15 protein-coding genes are annotated in these 16,045 nt (G+C 42.8%); 12 read left to right on the top strand and 3 right to left on the bottom strand.

The features are described 5' to 3' along the window. Positions 1-64 precede the first annotated feature (64 nt). Entirely contained in the window at positions 65-1,432 is a 1,368-nt protein-coding gene (locus AC6CHU_RS16975) for an SLC13 family permease (RefSeq protein WP_498122464.1), read from the top strand. Positions 1,433-1,506: 74 nt separating this feature from the next. Here the strand turns inward: AC6CHU_RS16975 and tcuA are convergent, their stop codons facing one another. Further along, entirely contained in the window at positions 1,507-3,006 is a 1,500-nt protein-coding gene (gene tcuA / locus AC6CHU_RS16970) for an FAD-dependent tricarballylate dehydrogenase TcuA (RefSeq protein WP_498122462.1), read from the bottom strand. 123 nt (positions 3,007-3,129) lie between these two features. On the opposite strand from tcuA, the gene AC6CHU_RS16965 reads away from it, so the two are divergent. Next, positions 3,130-3,987: a LysR family transcriptional regulator gene (locus AC6CHU_RS16965; protein WP_498122460.1), complete on the top strand. Its 858-nt coding sequence runs from the start codon at positions 3,130-3,132 to the stop codon at positions 3,985-3,987. 105 nt (positions 3,988-4,092) lie between these two features. Continuing rightward, a complete protein-coding gene (gene spoIID, locus AC6CHU_RS16960) occupies positions 4,093-5,124 on the top strand; it encodes a stage II sporulation protein D (protein WP_159863219.1) in 1,032 nt (343 codons plus the stop codon). Between the two features lie 33 nt (positions 5,125-5,157). Here the strand turns inward: spoIID and AC6CHU_RS16955 are convergent, their stop codons facing one another. Next, positions 5,158-5,577, bottom strand: a complete 420-nt coding sequence (locus AC6CHU_RS16955; protein WP_159863218.1) for a VanZ family protein — start codon at positions 5,575-5,577, stop codon at positions 5,158-5,160. 142 nt (positions 5,578-5,719) lie between these two features. On the opposite strand from AC6CHU_RS16955, the gene spoIIQ reads away from it, so the two are divergent. The 7 genes from spoIIQ to AC6CHU_RS16920 all read left to right on the top strand — a co-directional run bounded on the left by spoIIQ (position 5,720) and on the right by AC6CHU_RS16920 (position 12,660). Next, positions 5,720-6,649: a stage II sporulation protein SpoIIQ gene (spoIIQ, locus tag AC6CHU_RS16950; RefSeq protein ID WP_159863217.1), complete on the top strand. Its 930-nt coding sequence runs from the start codon at positions 5,720-5,722 to the stop codon at positions 6,647-6,649. Between the two features lie 143 nt (positions 6,650-6,792). Continuing rightward, positions 6,793-7,398, top strand: a complete 606-nt coding sequence (locus tag AC6CHU_RS16945) for a pyroglutamyl-peptidase I (RefSeq protein WP_498122458.1) — start codon at positions 6,793-6,795, stop codon at positions 7,396-7,398. 295 nt (positions 7,399-7,693) lie between these two features. After that, positions 7,694-7,876 carry a hypothetical protein gene (locus tag AC6CHU_RS16940; protein WP_159863215.1) on the top strand — a complete coding sequence of 61 codons (183 nt, stop codon included), beginning with the start codon at positions 7,694-7,696 and terminating at the stop codon, positions 7,874-7,876. 147 nt (positions 7,877-8,023) lie between these two features. Beyond that, a complete protein-coding gene (locus AC6CHU_RS16935) occupies positions 8,024-8,326 on the top strand; it encodes a DUF4212 domain-containing protein (protein ID WP_035328377.1) in 303 nt (100 codons plus the stop codon). Between the two features lie 92 nt (positions 8,327-8,418). Continuing rightward, positions 8,419-10,089, top strand: a complete 1,671-nt coding sequence (locus tag AC6CHU_RS16930; RefSeq protein ID WP_498122456.1) for a sodium:solute symporter family protein — start codon at positions 8,419-8,421, stop codon at positions 10,087-10,089. Beyond that, positions 10,070-11,977 carry a DUF294 nucleotidyltransferase-like domain-containing protein gene (locus tag AC6CHU_RS16925; protein WP_498122454.1) on the top strand — a complete coding sequence of 636 codons (1,908 nt, stop codon included), beginning with the start codon at positions 10,070-10,072 and terminating at the stop codon, positions 11,975-11,977. The genes AC6CHU_RS16930 and AC6CHU_RS16925 overlap by 20 nt, the downstream gene beginning before the upstream one ends. A gap of 17 nt (positions 11,978-11,994) precedes the next feature. Continuing rightward, positions 11,995-12,660, top strand: coding sequence for a 3'-5' exonuclease (locus AC6CHU_RS16920; RefSeq protein ID WP_498122452.1), 666 nt, complete (start codon positions 11,995-11,997; stop codon positions 12,658-12,660). Positions 12,661-12,752: 92 nt separating this feature from the next. On the opposite strand, the gene AC6CHU_RS16915 is transcribed toward AC6CHU_RS16920, so the two are convergent. Further along, positions 12,753-13,391: a LysM peptidoglycan-binding domain-containing protein gene (locus AC6CHU_RS16915; RefSeq protein WP_498122450.1), complete on the bottom strand. Its 639-nt coding sequence runs from the start codon at positions 13,389-13,391 to the stop codon at positions 12,753-12,755. Between the two features lie 690 nt (positions 13,392-14,081). Between AC6CHU_RS16915 and spoIIID the strand changes: the two genes are divergently transcribed. Both spoIIID and AC6CHU_RS16905 read left to right on the top strand, forming a co-directional pair. After that, positions 14,082-14,354, top strand: a complete 273-nt coding sequence (gene spoIIID, locus AC6CHU_RS16910; RefSeq protein WP_009332173.1) for a sporulation transcriptional regulator SpoIIID — start codon at positions 14,082-14,084, stop codon at positions 14,352-14,354. A gap of 514 nt (positions 14,355-14,868) precedes the next feature. Further along, positions 14,869-15,870 carry a rod shape-determining protein gene (locus AC6CHU_RS16905; protein WP_285869202.1) on the top strand — a complete coding sequence of 334 codons (1,002 nt, stop codon included), beginning with the start codon at positions 14,869-14,871 and terminating at the stop codon, positions 15,868-15,870. Positions 15,871-16,045: the final 175 nt, after the last annotated feature.

Below are 16,045 nucleotides of genomic sequence, written 5' to 3'. Positions count from 1 at the left end.
TGGATCCAGGAAAGTCCACCAGAATAATGGTGGATTTTCCTTTTTGCGCCGAAGGAGAAACATTATGAAAAAGAAGCTTCTAATGATTATAGCAATCGTGCTGTATATTTTCTTTTTTATCCTCCCGATGCAATGGAATATAAAAGTACAGTCGCTCGTCGCGCTTGTGATTATCCAGCTATTATGGGTGGGAAACGTATTTCCCCTGGCCTACAGCTCACTACTAGTCATGCTGATGTTTTCCTTTCATTTTTTTACTTATGAAGAGGTGCTGGCATATATTAGTTCTGATGTTGTCTGGCTGCTGGTTTCTACATTTATCATCTCAAGAGCCTTTATCGATACTGGATTAGCCGACAGGCTTTCTTTGGTGATTTTGAAATGGTCGCGCGGTGCAGGCAAGGTGCTAGTCTTCATCTCATTTTTCCTTGTCTTTATTTTATCGGTCCTTGTACCGTCCAATGTCGGGAAAGCAAGTCTTATTTCCTCCGTATTTGATAGTCTGATCAGAAGCTTAAAGTCAATGGACGAATCAAGAAATCTGGCCAAATCCTTATTTATTGGCATCACTTATCTTATTCCAATTACGGGTGTTTTTGTAGCTACAGGAGCAAGTTCAACGATTTATGCTTACAGTCTTTTGTCCGATAGTGGCCATCATATTGATTATCTGCAATGGACTCTTACTTTTGGAGTGCCAATCGCTATTTTTGCCGTGCTGCTCGGTCTGGCATTCATCATCATGTTTCCTCCGGAGAAAATGAACAAAGAGCATTTGCTGTGTCTGATTGAAGCCAAAATCAGTGAACTGGGAAAGATCAGTGCAAGAGAAAAGAAAATGCTTGCGATTATGGGCGTTACACTTACTCTTTGGATCACGCAGACTATACATGGATACTCAATTCCTCTCATTGGACTATTGGGCGCCTGTCTGACCATATTCCCCGGAATAGGAGTCTGGGAATGGGAACGGGCAAGAAAATCGATTAATTGGGATATCGTTCTGTTTTTTGCTTCTACGCTCATGGTCTCAGGGATGCTGTTAAGTACAGGCACCATCGATTTTCTGGTTAAGTATCTCGCCCCAATCCTTGCTCTGAAGACTCCGTTTATGACTGTTTTGATCTTAATTCTATTAACTTCATTGATGAGAATCATGTTTGTGAATGTCTTAGGTTTCCTGGCCATCATGCTCCCTTTAGTTATTTCACTGGGGGATGTATTAAGCGGCTTCCCGGCCCTGAACCTGGTGAAGGCCGTGCTTTTGGCAGGTATTCCAGGCTTCTTCTTTATCACCCAATCACCTGTCCATTTAATCAGTTATTCATATGGCCATTTTAGTGAGAAAGATCTGCTTAAAGCGGGTGCTGTTTCCTTTTTGATTTGGATCGGGGTTATTTTAGGAGCATTCGCATTTTATTGGCAGGGATGAGGCGGCTTACGGCTGTCTCTTCTTCTATTTTGAAGAAAAATGGCGTGCTCACTTAACTCAGCACGCCATTCTAGTTATTTAATTGAAGCCTTGGATTGGTTCACTGCGAATGAGGCGGCCTGAGTTCCAGCGACTTTGCCATAAACGGCACCGGACATTAAACCTGATCCGCCTGGATAGTTTTTATAAAAGATTCCGCCGACCATCTCTCCTGCTGCAAAAAGCCCTGGAATTGGGGTCTGTTCTTTATTTAGTACTTCTCCATCGGTGTTAACATGTAGACCGCCAAAGGCAAAGGTGATTCCGCAAGTAACCGGGAAGGCATAGAAGGGTCCTTTCTCGATCCGCAGTGCCCAGTTCGTTTTTTCAGGAGTGATGCCTGATGTTGATTTTCCATCTTTGACAGACGGATTATAATCACCATCTTGAACATCATCATTATATTCTTGAATGGTTTTTAAAAACTGTTCTTTTTCAACAGGAAGCTGCTCCGCTAATTCCTGGAGTGTGTCTGCCTGATAAACAGTTGCTTCTTCTAGATTATATTCTTTGCGCAGAAGAGGTCTCACTTGACTATCAAAGATCTGGTAAGCAACATGTCCAGGCTGTTTTAAAATTTCGCGTCCATATTTTGCATAGGTATAGTTCCTGAAATCGGCGCCTTCATCTACAAAGCGGTATCCCTCTTTATTTAGCATGATTCCAAGTGGGTATGAATGCTTCTTGAAGATATCGCCTGGCTTTGTGAAATCACCGACTTTTGGAACATTATAATCTGTACCAATGGAGTGGCATCCTGACCATTCACCAAATGTTTCGGCTCCAGCCTCAATCGCCATACTGATTCCGTCACCTGTATTGAATTCTGTGCCCCGGACAGCAGCTGCTTCCCACTCAGGTCCTAAATTCCTGGAGCGCATTTCTTTATTGGCTTCAAAGCTACCGCAGGCAAGCACGACGCTGTTTGCCTCTACGATAAGTTCTTTCTCTTTTTGCTGAACGACTGCGCCGGTTATTCTGCTGTCTTTGGTTAATAGCTTTGTTGCCTGGGCCTCATACCATATGTCAATCCCAGCTTCCTTAGCACGCTGGAAAAGTGCCTTCATTAAGCCAATTCCTTTTTCCTTAGTTTTAACAGGAAGGCCGCCCCAGAAGTGAATTTTGTCATCCTTTTTAAATGATTGATTATCATAATTCAGTTCAAATTCGACACCCTGAGCTTTCATCCAAACGATTGTTTCGTAAGACTTAGAAACAAGCTGATTTGCCAGCTCCGGTTGGCTCTGGCCGTCAGTCACTCTCATTAAATCATTATAATAGTCAGAAGCACTGTACTCAGGCATCACAATTTTACATGCTTCTTCATCTGTCAATGATGGGATGATTCTTCTGATATCGCTTAAATCGTTATAAGCAAAACGGATAGCCCCATCTGTAAAATAAGAATTGCCTCCGCGCTTATGTTCAGGACCTTTTTCAAGCACCAGGACGCTTGCTCCATTCTCCTTTGCTGAAATTGCTGAGCAGATTGCCGCATTCCCGGCTCCCACCACTACTACATCATATTTAGCCATTTTAAGTTCCTCCCGACGTATTTTTACTATTAATAACTTTATTGTAGGGGGAATAGTAAAATAAATGAAATATTGATATTTTATTGTTAATGATAAAAAAATTCTATTTCAATGGAGGACGAAATGGACGAAAAAGATTGGCTCATCCTGCAGACGATTCATAAAGAACGGAATATTACGAAAGCAGCGGAACAATTGTATATTTCGCAGCCTTCATTAACTTACAGGATTCAGCAGCTGGAAAAAGAATTCTCAGTGAAAATTCTATCACGAAGAAAGAGAGGGGTGGATTTTACAGCTGAAGGGGAATATTTAGTGGAATATGCCAATAGGATGATTCATCAGCTAAGGGAAACGAAGGACTATCTAAACAGTATGGAGGGTGAAGTAAAAGGAGCATTAAGGCTTGCAGTCTCGCAAACGTATGCCAGATATAAATTGCCTGAAATCCTGGCCGCATTTCTAAGTCAATATCCACGGGCAGATCTGAAGTTAAAAACCGGCTTCAGCTATGAAGTCATTCAAATGGTTCATAAAGAAGAAGCGAATATTGGCATAGTCCGTGACCCTTATGACTGGAAGGGGGCAAAAATTTTAATAGATAAAGAGCGAATCTTCATTGCTTCAAACGAAAAAATTGATTTAGAACAGCTCCCATTTCTGCCGAGAATAGATTATAACACTGATCCATCCTTAAGGAATATAATCGATCTTTGGTGGAAGGAAAACTTCGACCTTCCCCCTGCTATTACAATGGAAGTAGATATTATTGATACATGCCGTGAAATGGTTTTGAATGGGCTGGGTTATGGAATCCTGCCGGAAATTTGCCTTAAAGGCTGCACAGATATAAACAGATGGGAATTGAGCTTCAAGGGTGAAAAGCTTTACCGGAAAACATGGCTTGTATTTAATGAAAGTTCACTGGATCTCTCAGTATCAAAAGCTTTTATCGAATTAATCCGCGGCAGTAAAACATAATTTGGGTAAATGACAGTCCGATTCATTAATTTGTCATATTAGCTTGTCCATAGCCATAAACATGAAATGAGTTCGAATTATTTATTTGCTATGGAGGCTTAAAACATGACAAAATTCAAACCTTTCATCGTACTAGCCGCACTGTTGTTTGCCGTCACGCTCATCGTTCCTTCCCTGCTTGTGATTCCTTTTACAGAAGGGAAAGTCAACGGGAAGCTTGGTGAAGAGCTTAAGACCGAGACAAAGAAAGAGACGGCAGCAGAAATTCCTCAAGGGCCGGCCATAGAGGTAGGAGTTTACCGCCTTGCACAGAAGAAGCTGGAGAAGGTTCCGCTTGAAGAGTATATTGTCGGGGTGGTAGCATCTGAAATGCCGGCCGAGTTTGAAGAAGAGGCTTTGAAGGCTCAGGCGCTGGCAGCAAGGACATTTATTGTGAAGCAGTTAATGAATAAAGATAGCGTTGAACTTCCTGAGGGGGCATTAGTATACGATACAGTAACCCACCAGGTTTATAAAAATGATAAGGAACTGAGGCAGCTATGGAAACAGGATTATAAGTGGAAGATCAATAAGGTAAGAGAAGCGGTTAACGAAACAAGAGGACAGATTCTTACTTTCGATGGCTCGCCGATTACAGCTTCCTTCTTTTCAACAAGCAATGGCTTTACCGAAAATTCAGAAGCCATCTGGCCAAATTCCGTTCCTTATTTAAAAAGCGTAGAAAGCAAATGGGATCTGCAGTCGCCGAAGTTTAACGGCAGAGAGGTATTCACTGTTCAGGAATTTGAAAGGAAGTTGGGTGTGACGCTTCCAAATGACAGCACCATCGGCACAGTGACTGAGCGAACAGCCGGACAGCGGGTTTCAAAAGTGGATATTAACGGAAAAGTAGTCAGCGGAAAAGACATCAGAGAGAAACTGGGCCTGAAATCAACAGACTTTACCTGGGAACGCAAAGGTGACAACATTATCATCAACACCCAGGGCTACGGCCATGGTGTCGGCATGAGCCAATACGGAGCAAATGGCATGGCAGCTGAAGGCAAGAACTATAAAGATATCGTTTCCCACTATTATAAAGGGGTAGAAATAGCAGCTTCTGACCAACTGCTGACAAAAGCAACAGCTAAAAAGTAAACGAAAGAGCTGGTTCAAAGAGAATCAGCTCTTTCATTTTGCCCTGCTAACAAAACCAAGAAGCTTGCCAAGCCTTTTAAACTTCCCATAAAAAAGAGCCCTGCTGATAAAATACCAGCACACTGCCACACCGGTCATATCTTTGACAGCATCAATTAAAGTAGCAGACCGGTACGGTACAAATGACTGATGAATCTCATCAATAATTCCGTAGAGACACGCAAAAAGAGCGAGAAGAATATTCACTCCCGGCGTCAGCTTACCTGCAGTCAGCGCTGCCAGAACCAGAAGCACATACAAAATACCAAACTCAATCAGATGCATAGATTCTTTTATAAACCGGTCCACTGCCAAATCCGGCAGCTCCACCACAGCATCAGCCGGCATGCTGGATAAGACCCAAATTAGCGCCATATATAGGACAGGCAGCACACGTAATATCCACTTAACCATCTTTAGTAACTCCTTTTAAAATTTTTTCCCAAATCATGCATAATCCGAAAACGTTTGTCGAAAAATAAGCCCAAAAAATTTTTTTTAAGAAATGTATATAATCCTCTTAATCTGTTCAGACTGATTGCTGAGGTGATGATAAATGAGAGAGGAAGAAAAGAAACGATCTTCTCAAGATTCCAGCTTTAAAAAGTTTATGAAGAAGCGGTGGGCATTCCCAGCTATCTACATTGCAAGTGCAGCAATCATTCTAACCGGTGTTCTTTGGTATCAGACTAGCGATAACGCTACAGACACTGACAGCTACGATTACGAAGCCACAGACATTACCGGCAAAAAGTACGACGAGCCAGCATTGGAAGTTAACCGTTCAATGGAAAACTTCGTAATGCCTGTCAAAGATCCAGACTCAGCTGTCATTCAAAAACAATTCTATGACTATGACGGCAAGGCTGAAGAACAGGAAGCTGCTCTAGTATTTTACAATAACACATACCATCCGAATACAGGTATTGATATTGCCACTAAGGATGGAGAATCATTTAATGTCCTTGCTGCATTAAGCGGAAAAGTTACTAAGGTTGAAGAAGATTCGCTGTTGGGCAATGTTATTGAAGTAGAGCATGACAAAGGAATTGTAACACAATATCAATCTGTTACAGATATGAATGTTAAAGTTGGCGACCAGGTAGAACAAGGTGATGTCCTTGCAAAGGCAGGCGAAAGCTTGTTTAATGAAGAAGCAGGCGTACATGTTCACTTTGAAATCCGTAAAGACGGAATGCCGGTCAATCCGCTTGATTTCTTCAATAAACCGCTAAGCTCTTTACAGGAGCTGGACACAGCTGACAAAGCAGATGCTGAAGAAAACAGCGGTGCAACTGAAGAAAACGATGAGGCTGCTCCTTCCGAGGACAAGTCCTCTGAAGAATCTGCAGATGAAAATGCAGGAAACACAGAAGAAGACGAGTCTGCTGATAAAGAAGAAGACCCAGCTGGAACTTCTGAAGACGAAGGTCAAACTGACGACCAAGTAGAAGAAGACACAGCAACTGAATCAACTGACGCATAAACATAGGGAGTCTGCCGAAATGGCAGGCTCTTTTTTTGGTGACAGGCACCACCCGAATTTTGTCGAACTGATATTTTTAGACAATTCTATCTTCATCCTGTATAATATTTCGAAAAACGAAGTGTTATACAGGGGGAGAATACATGAAGAAACTGCTGTTAACTGGTTTCGAACCTTTTCTTGATTTTCCGATTAATCCTACAGAAAAGATTGTGAATGCGCTGGATGGCAAGGCGGTAGGAAACTATGAAATCCTAGGCCGCCTGCTGCCGGTTGATTTTAAGCTTGCGCCACAGAAAATAGTAGAGGAAGTGACAGGGGAAAAGCCGGATGCTGTGATTTCTCTGGGGCTGGCAGCCGGGCGGACCGCTATCACTCCAGAAAGAATCGCAATCAATTGCCAGGACGGCGAGCCGGATAATAGCGGTGTCGCACCTGAAGACAAACTAATAGAGGAAAATGGTCCCGATGGCTATTTTTCCACCCTGCCGATCCGGCGGATGGTTAATAGACTTAAGGAAGCGGGGTATCCTGCAGCCATCTCAAACACAGCGGGGACTTATCTATGCAACAACGTAATGTATTCCGTCCTTCACCTGTTAAAATCGGCAACCAATGAATTACCGGCGGGTTTTGTGCACATACCGGCATCCCATGCACTGGCGGCTGCCAGTAAGAAAAGCATGGCAAGCTGGTCGGATGCCGATCTGCTGGACGCAATTACACTTATCATAAAAGAGCTGGAATAAGGAGCCGGAATGGCTCTTTTTTAAATGGTTTTCATTATTACTATAGTGTTTTCCTCTAATGTCCTAAAGTTTTCGTTATTCATTTTTCCTGAAATAAACCCTTATATATCAAGGGATGGGTTATTTCTTCAAAAAAATTTCCAGCATGGACTTGACCTGGAAATGATTTTTGTACATAATGAAGTATGAATTTTCTTAAAATTATATGAAATCAGAAAACATTTTTTGATGCCCATCTTCAAACATAAACGGAAAGCAGAATAATGACAACGCTTTCCTAAAGGAGGGAACCAAATTGATTCCATTACTGTCAATGATGCTCATTACAGGGACTTGTCTATTTCTTGCTTTAAGAAAGAAAAGGCCAATCTTCCTGGCAGTCCCATTTCTATCAATCTTTGCTTACTTCCTCATTCAAATCATCCTTGTTCCCGCACCTTTCATGGATACAATCAAATTTATTTTCAGTTTAAGGTAATGGTTTTGTCCGGGTCGGTTTAACCGATCCGGTGAAATAGCAGTGATTCATCTGCACATACCCAATTTAAGGAGTGATTCCTGACCAATAAAATGTGTTCATAACCATTTTTACTGCAAATTTATCATTTTTACCGGGGGTGGAGTTTTGAAAAAAATTGATAAAAAAGTAGCGGACAGCTATTTCCGCGAAAAGACTCGGAATATGATTATTTATTTTGCTATTGGCTTTCTTGCCTCTTTTGGCGTGGTCTTTTTTGCAGAACCCTTAAGCGATATTACCATTAACGGATTCCCGTTTCACTACTTTATGGGTGCACAGGGGGCAGTACTGACGTTTATCATTCTGCTGTTTGTTAATGCCAAAATGGGAGATGCGATTGATCGGAAATATGGAATTGATGAGAACAAAAATGAACAAATCAGTTCTGGGAAAGTTCTTGATCATTAATTAAAGAAAAATGAGGGGATGTTCAACCCTCCGCTATACAGAGAGATAAATGGGGCGTCAAAAAAAATCGATCGAAAAAAAGGGGGATGTTCTTGGATACACAGTTTTTGGTCTCATTATCCATCATTTTAGCTACATTTGCTTTGTATATCGGCATAGCCATTTACAATAAAGCCAAAGAGACGTCCGAGTTCTATGTTGCCGGCCGCGGAGTGCCGCCAATCTTCAATGGAATGGCAATTGGCGCTGACTGGATGAGTGCCGCTTCCTTTATCGGGATGGCAGGAACCATTATGCTTCTAGGCTATGATGGACTTGCCTATATTATGGGCTGGACAGGCGGATACCTGCTGTTAACCTTCCTGTTGGCACCACAGCTTCGGAAATATGGACGCTATACGGTTCCGGAATTCATCGGCGATCGCTTTGACAGCCATACAGCGCGTGTTCTCGCAGCTATTTGCACCATTATCATCAGCTTTACATATTCAATCGGACAACTGTCAGGTTCCGGGGTGGTTATTGGCCGTTTATTTGAAATTGATGCGAAAATAGGCACAATGATCGGGGTGATTCTGATTGCCTTTTATGCTGCATTTGGAGGTATGAAGGGGATTACCTGGACGCAGGTTGCCCAATACATTATCTTAATTATTGCTTACTTAATTCCGGTCATTTTCATGGCGCTGCAATTAACAGGGAACCCTTTGCCTTGGATTTCTTACGGTGATATAGTCGGAAAAATGGGTGAGCTTGATCGCGAATTAGGAATATCTGAATACTTTGCGCCATTCACCAATGGAACAAAGTGGCAGTTCCTTGCCCTTATGTTTACCCTGATGGCTGGTACTGCTGGTCTTCCGCATGTTATTGTCCGTTTTTATACTGTGTCCACTATGAAAGCTGCACGCTGGTCTGGTGCATGGGCATTATTATTTATCGGCTTGCTCTACCTGTCCGCTCCAGCTTATGCTGCATTTTCCCGCTTCATCCTTATGACACAGGTAGCGGGCAGCAAAATTGCTGAACTTCCAGCCTGGACGAAGACGTGGGTGGATACAGGCAAGCTGCAAGTCGCAGATGGAAATGGTGATGGTGTGCTGCAATGGAGTGAACTCATTATTTCGAACGATATTGTGGTTATGGCGACACCAGAAATTGCCAATCTTGGCATGTTTGTTATCGGCCTGGTGGCAGCGGGGGCTATGGCGGCTGCTTTATCAACAGCGGGTGGTTTGATGATTTCGATCTCTTCTGCATTTGCCCACGATATTTTTTACCGGGTGCTAAAACCGAATTCAACGGAAAAAACACGCCTTTCAGTTGCCCGCTGGTCAATCGTCATCGCCACTCTTTTGGCCGGTGTGATCGCGCTTAACCCGCCAGGAGCTATTACACAGATTGTGGCCTGGGCATTTGCGCTCGCGACAGGGACATTCTTCCCGGCTCTCGTTCTGGGTGTATGGTGGAAGCGATCAAACTCACAAGGGGTTATTGCAGGACTGCTGGTCGGGTTAGGTGTTACGCTGGCATACATCTTTGCAGCTAAATATGGAGGATTTACAATCCTTGGAATCATTGATACAGGTGCAGGAGTGTTTGGTGCCGCAGCTGCGTTTGCTGCTAATATTATTGTTTCACTCATGACAGCGGCTCCTTCGCAAAAAATTCAGGAGGAAGTTATGGATCTTCGCTATCCGGAGCAAATGGTATATAAAGATGGTGAAGTATGGATGAACGATGATGGATCAAAATCTATATAACCTGTACAATCTGGAGGCTGTGCGGTTTCACCCTTTTTTTCATGGGGTGGAATCTGACACAGCCCTTTCGCTTTTATCTATGTGCGAAGTACGCCACTACAAAAAGAACGATATGATCCTGAAAAAAAATACACCTCGTGATGGTCTTCTGCTCCTTTTAGAAGGTCTTTCAGAGGTAGTGGTGAAAAATGATCACAGCGGGAGGGAGGAAGTGCTCGAAGTGATCCAGACAGGAGAGCTGATTGGTTTTTCCAGCTTATCCGATTTCCTGGGTGTTTCCAAACAGCCTCCTGCAGAGCTGGTTGAAGTCAAAGCCTCAAGTGAGGTACAGGCGATGTTCATTCCCTTTGAAGTGGTGAGAAAAAGGTGGGGTGATCCGGCAGTTCATGATTACTTGCTGGCTCAGGTAGCTGTCAGATTGAAGGATGTATACACGTCACTTGCAGAACAGATTAAGCTGGCAACAGATTATGGTGAAAATGATGCGCTCATGATCAGGGTTCAGGATGTCATGAGCAGTGAGGCGGCCGCAGTCAGCCCGGCTGCAGCCATTCAGGAAGCTGCCCAGCTCATGCTAAAAAGAAAGATTAGTTCGGTTCTCGTTACAGAAAAGGACAGCTTAAAAGGAATTATTACGGAAAGAGACATTGTGGAATGGGCTGCTGCTGAAGGGGCAGATATGACGGCTCCGGCATGCACCATTATGACAGCCAATCCAATCACCGTATCCAGGTCTGCCTATTATTATGACGCCCTTTCACTGATTCTGTTAAAGGGAATCAAACACCTCCCTGTCATGGAAGATTCAAAGGTCGCAGGGATTGTGACACTATCAGATTTGCTGAGAAAGAAAAATGAGAATGTAATAAAGACGGTTCAAAAAATCGAAAAAGCCGATCGGGACAGCCTGCCGCAAATAAAAACCGGCATCTATGAGATAATGGATTCCTTACTAAGAGACCGTGTTCCTATATTAAAGGCGCTTGATATCATTACAAAACTATACGACCGCCTGGCGGGCAGAATCATAGCATTATCTATTTCAGAACTGAAGGAAAAAGGTTTGCAGCAGCCATGCGAGTATGCTTTCTATCACATGGGCTCAAGCGGCCGCGGAGAACAGTTTATGCTCACAGATCAGGACCATTTCCTGGTTTATGACAACCACTCGAAGGAAGCCGGCGAATTTTTTGAAGAGCTGGGAAAAAGGATCACTTCTAACATGGAGAGTGCTGGTTACGCACGGTGCAAAGGGCTAATGATGTGCAGTGAGAAGAAATGGCGGGGGGCACTGTCCGTATGGGAGGAGCGGCTGCGGACCTGGATGCTTCAATCTACTAATGACAATTTACTGTCAGCGCAGAACTTTTTCTCTTATCGGCTAATTTCAGGAAGTGAAGAGCTTCATGCAAAATTCGAAGCCAGGATTCTGGAGCAGATGAAAAAATCCAGAATCTTTCTATACCGGCTGGCACAGCTTGAAAGGGAACAGCCCATTCCTGCGTTAGGTCAGCCGCTCCGGTCCTTATTTAAGCTGCAGCGCAAAAGCATGGATATGAAAAAAGAGGTTCTATTTCCCTATCATCACAGCCTGCAAATTTTGTCGCTGACGCACGGAAAACTATCAGGAACTCCTCTTGAAAAAATAGATTTCCTAAAGGATAGGCAGGTATTTTCAAAGGAGTTTACACACGACTTGATAGAATCTGTAAGCACTATCCTGACACTGTATGTCAACCGGCGCTGGCAGCAGGAAAAAAACGGTGCGGTCCCATCGTCCGTTGTATCATTATTGAGATTGTCTACCCGTGAAAAAGAAGAATTGATTCTAAGCTTAAAGACATTAAAGGAGCTGCAGAGTCATGCATTGGCAAGATTCACAGTATAGCACTGAAGGAGGCTGGTATGTTCTTACTCAGGAAAAATGTGTCATGTCCGATAAGATATGAAACGATTCCATTATCCACTCCACTTGAAGATCTAAATTTTATTGTCTTTGATACGGAAACAACAGGATTTCAGGTTTCTGCCTCAGACCGGATCATTGAGATTGGCGCAGTCCCGGTGAAAGGATTGCAAGTACAGGAAAAGGACCTTTTTCAGACATATGTTAACCCAAACCGACAAATTTCTCGGGAAATAAAAGAACTAACCTCTATTACTGATGAGCAGGTAAAAGACGCCCCATATGCCCTGGAAGCTATTCAGAGCTTCTTTGAGTATGTCGAATCAAGGGAGGCGGTATGCCTGGTTGGGCATTATGTAAGCTTCGATGCCTTGGCTATAAAGAGTGAATGTAAACGCGAAAAGCTTGTATTAAAAAATTTTCTGACCATTGACACGCTAGATCTGATGGGATATATTGCTCCGTCCTTCGATATGCGAGATCTTGAAAGGTATGCCATGGCATTCGGCACCCGCATATATGAACGCCATCGGGCAGCTGGGGATGCTTTAATGACCGCTTACCTATTTGTAGAGCTGCTTTTTCAATTTCAGCAGAGGGGTTATCAAACCTGGGGGGAATTGATTAAAGCAACAGACAGTCAAATGAGATCTCTGCATTATTAAGCGCTGCAGATATACGTGGTTGGAATGTTGATGAGCGGGTGGTTGATGTAGTTTAGCTAGGGGAAGCCGGCTAAAACCGGCCTTCCATCCCTTTATTGTACATTGATCAGAGCATCGTCCTTGTAAACCACGAGGATTTCTTTACCTGCCCTTTCTTGATAAGACTGTGCTGTTCCATAAGGTACCTTTAATGTAAAATAATCATTCCCGTTTTTAAATTCCACCGTAAAATTGTCTGCCGCACCGGTGATGATGGCCATTGTTTTGGAAATATTCCCTTTAATGATCAGCTTTTGGCTGATGAGGACCATATCACTTTTTATATTGTTCAATGTTTTCAATTCATTGACATCCATCCGATAGCGCTTGGCGATTCCCCAAAGTGTATCGCCCGGCACCACGGTATAAACAGCTGTCTGGTTATTCACAGGTTCTCCTGTATGACGTTCAATGCGAACCTCCAGTGTTTGGCCCGGATGGATGGTATTAGACTTAAGATTGTTTACCGCTTTCAATTCTTTAACCGTCATATCATGCTGCCTGGAGATTTTATATAAAGTATCTCCCTGCTTCACTTTATAGAATCCTGTCAATGCATGGGCTTCTTTTGCTGAAGCGCTGAAACCGGCAGAAGCGATCAATGCCGCAAAAACGGCGCTAGCTGCAGTCATTCCCCCTGCTTTCAGCTTCCTTTTTTTATCATTTTGAATTCTTTCCTTGCGTGTTTGCATTCTATGTTCATCCTATCTTATGGAATATAGTGGATTAATAACCAATTAAATGTATTGTTTCCCGAAAAAATAGTACGGTATATATATCCGCTTCACAATAGGAAGGAGTTCCTGGCTCTTTCATCTTGATTCCGGAAAAACATATAGTTCTATACCTTCATCGATTACTAGATATAAGCAATTATCTATTTCCTAAGATGTGGTTTGTTGACTTCAGGTTGAATGATGCAGCAATGAAGGATTTTGTCGAATCTGAGTGGAAAGTCCCGAAAATCATCGATGCAACGATAAAAATAAGGAATTTCATCACTGGTCTTTAGGCTGTTTAGTTTTCAATTAACTTAAAAATTTTTTGAAAACATTTCTTATTTTGACTTCCAGATGTCCTATTTTCAAAAAATTTACACAAAACCTTGTCCTTATTGCGTTTTTCGTGCATATTCCCTCAACCAAGCTAATAAACTGTTACAAACCTTACAAAGAGAATGTATGAGGTGAGGGTTCGTTTTACTAAAACTAATGAATATGTTGAGGACATGTTTAATTACCGCAAACTGAAAGCAAGCTTTTCAGGCGCATGTACGATTAACATCAATTAATCAGGAATTCATGCGGAATACAGTTCATAACCAGACAGAAAGCGAGTCTCATTTCACACTTCTCACATCCAAATCGGGGAGGGCGAGTGGTGTGCACGATTACATCAAAGAGAGAACTATCAAGATTGGAAAGTATATCGTGGAGACGAAGAAAACGGTTCGCGTAATCGCGAAGGAGTTTGGCGTATCCAAAAGTACAGTCCATAAAGACTTGACGGAAAGACTGCCTGAAATCAATCCTGAACTGGCAAACGAAGTAAAGGAAATCCTGGATTATCATAAATCGATCCGCCATCTGCGCGGCGGTGAAGCCACTAAAATGAAGTATAAAAAAGAAGAAATGGAAGAAGAGCCAGTTAAATGAAAAAAAACAGATGGCGCCTATAAAGGCGTCAAAGGCTAAAGACTGCCATTTTAGCAGTGTCACACTTAATTTTCAATGTTGTACATGAACCTCAATTGCGGCTCCGGGGGCTAAAAGCTCATAAGCTGTTTCCATTGCCTGAATCAGGGCGTGCTCTATGGATTTAAGCCCCTTACCAAGTCGCCTGCATCCTTTTCCCCATTTCGACAAAAACCCTCAAAAAGTCTCACAAAATATGTCAAAATGTTACTGTTTTCACAAGGAATGTGTTAAAATATAAAATTAGGATAGAACTTGGTTCGTAAAGACTAGGACTCCTAAAGAGATGCCAGGCAAAATCATTTCTTTTATTAAAGAACTGATTTTTTTGCGTGGCTTTAACTGCTGATACGAATATGAAATGATCATCTAACTAAAAATTAATAAGCGAAGTTCGCTTTAAGAATGCCTAAATAGAGAGAGCCTTCAAAGGTGCGGACAGAAGCTGGCCATGTTGCAAGGAGGAAAAAAAGAAATGTTAGCTAGGGATATTGGGATTGATTTAGGAACTGCCAATGTGCTGATCCATGTTAAAGGGCGCGGTATTGTGCTGAATGAACCGTCTGTAGTGGCGATTGACCGGAATACAAACAAGGTGCTTGCCGTAGGAGAAGAAGCGCGCCGTATGGTCGGCCGTACGCCGGGTAACATCGTGGCGATTCGCCCGCTAAAAGATGGGGTTATTGCCGACTTTGATGTAACAGAAGCGATGCTGAAGCATTTTATTAATAAACTAAATGTAAAAGGCTTTTTATCAAAGCCGCGCATTCTGATCTGCTGCCCGACAAATGTGACAGGTGTTGAACAGAAAGCGATCAAGGAAGCGGCTGAGAAAAGCGGCGGCAAAAAGATTTACCTCGAAGAAGAACCAAAAGTTGCAGCCATCGGCGCAGGCATGGATATCTTCCAGCCGAGCGGCAACATGGTTGTCGATATCGGCGGCGGAACCACGGATGTCGCAGTTTTATCAATGGGTGACATTGTAACATCTTCATCTATTAAGATGGCCGGAGATAAATTTGACAACGAAATTCTTCAATACATCAAAAAAGAGTACAAGCTATTAATCGGTGAAAGAACAGCAGAAAATATTAAAGTAACGATCGGGACTGTATTCCCTGGCGGCAAGAACGAAGAAATGGAAATCCGCGGCCGCGACATGGTTTCGGGTCTTCCAAGAACCATTACGGTTCGTTCTGATGAAGTTCAGGGTGCTTTGGCAGAATCAGTTGATGTCATCGTTCAGGCTGCTAAAAGTGTGCTGGAACGCACTCCGCCTGAATTGTCTGCAGACATCATTGACCGCGGGGTTATTTTAACAGGAGGCGGCGCACTTCTTCACGGAATCGACCAGCTTCTGGCGGAAGAGCTGAAAGTCCCTGTCCTGATTGCCGAAAACCCGATGGATTGCGTAGCCGTTGGAACTGGCATCATGCTTGATAATATTGATAAGCTTCCGAAGAGGAAGTTTGTATAATGAATGGACCCGCCACTTTGGCGGGTTTTTTTTAGGTGATTGTTGTAAACATTTTTCCATTTAATCCGATGACATATAGGGACAGCATTTTGCAAAACCTGACGTGATTCTTCAAATTTTTAATGTTTATTGCCGGAAAGTTTCTTATAATAGAGCTAGCATATATTGTTCGGAA

It is taken from the genome of Cytobacillus sp. GQ23 (assembly GCF_059758675.1).
The sequence above is the reverse complement of the archived record's forward strand: the minus strand, read 5'-3'. Positions and strand labels throughout refer to the sequence as shown.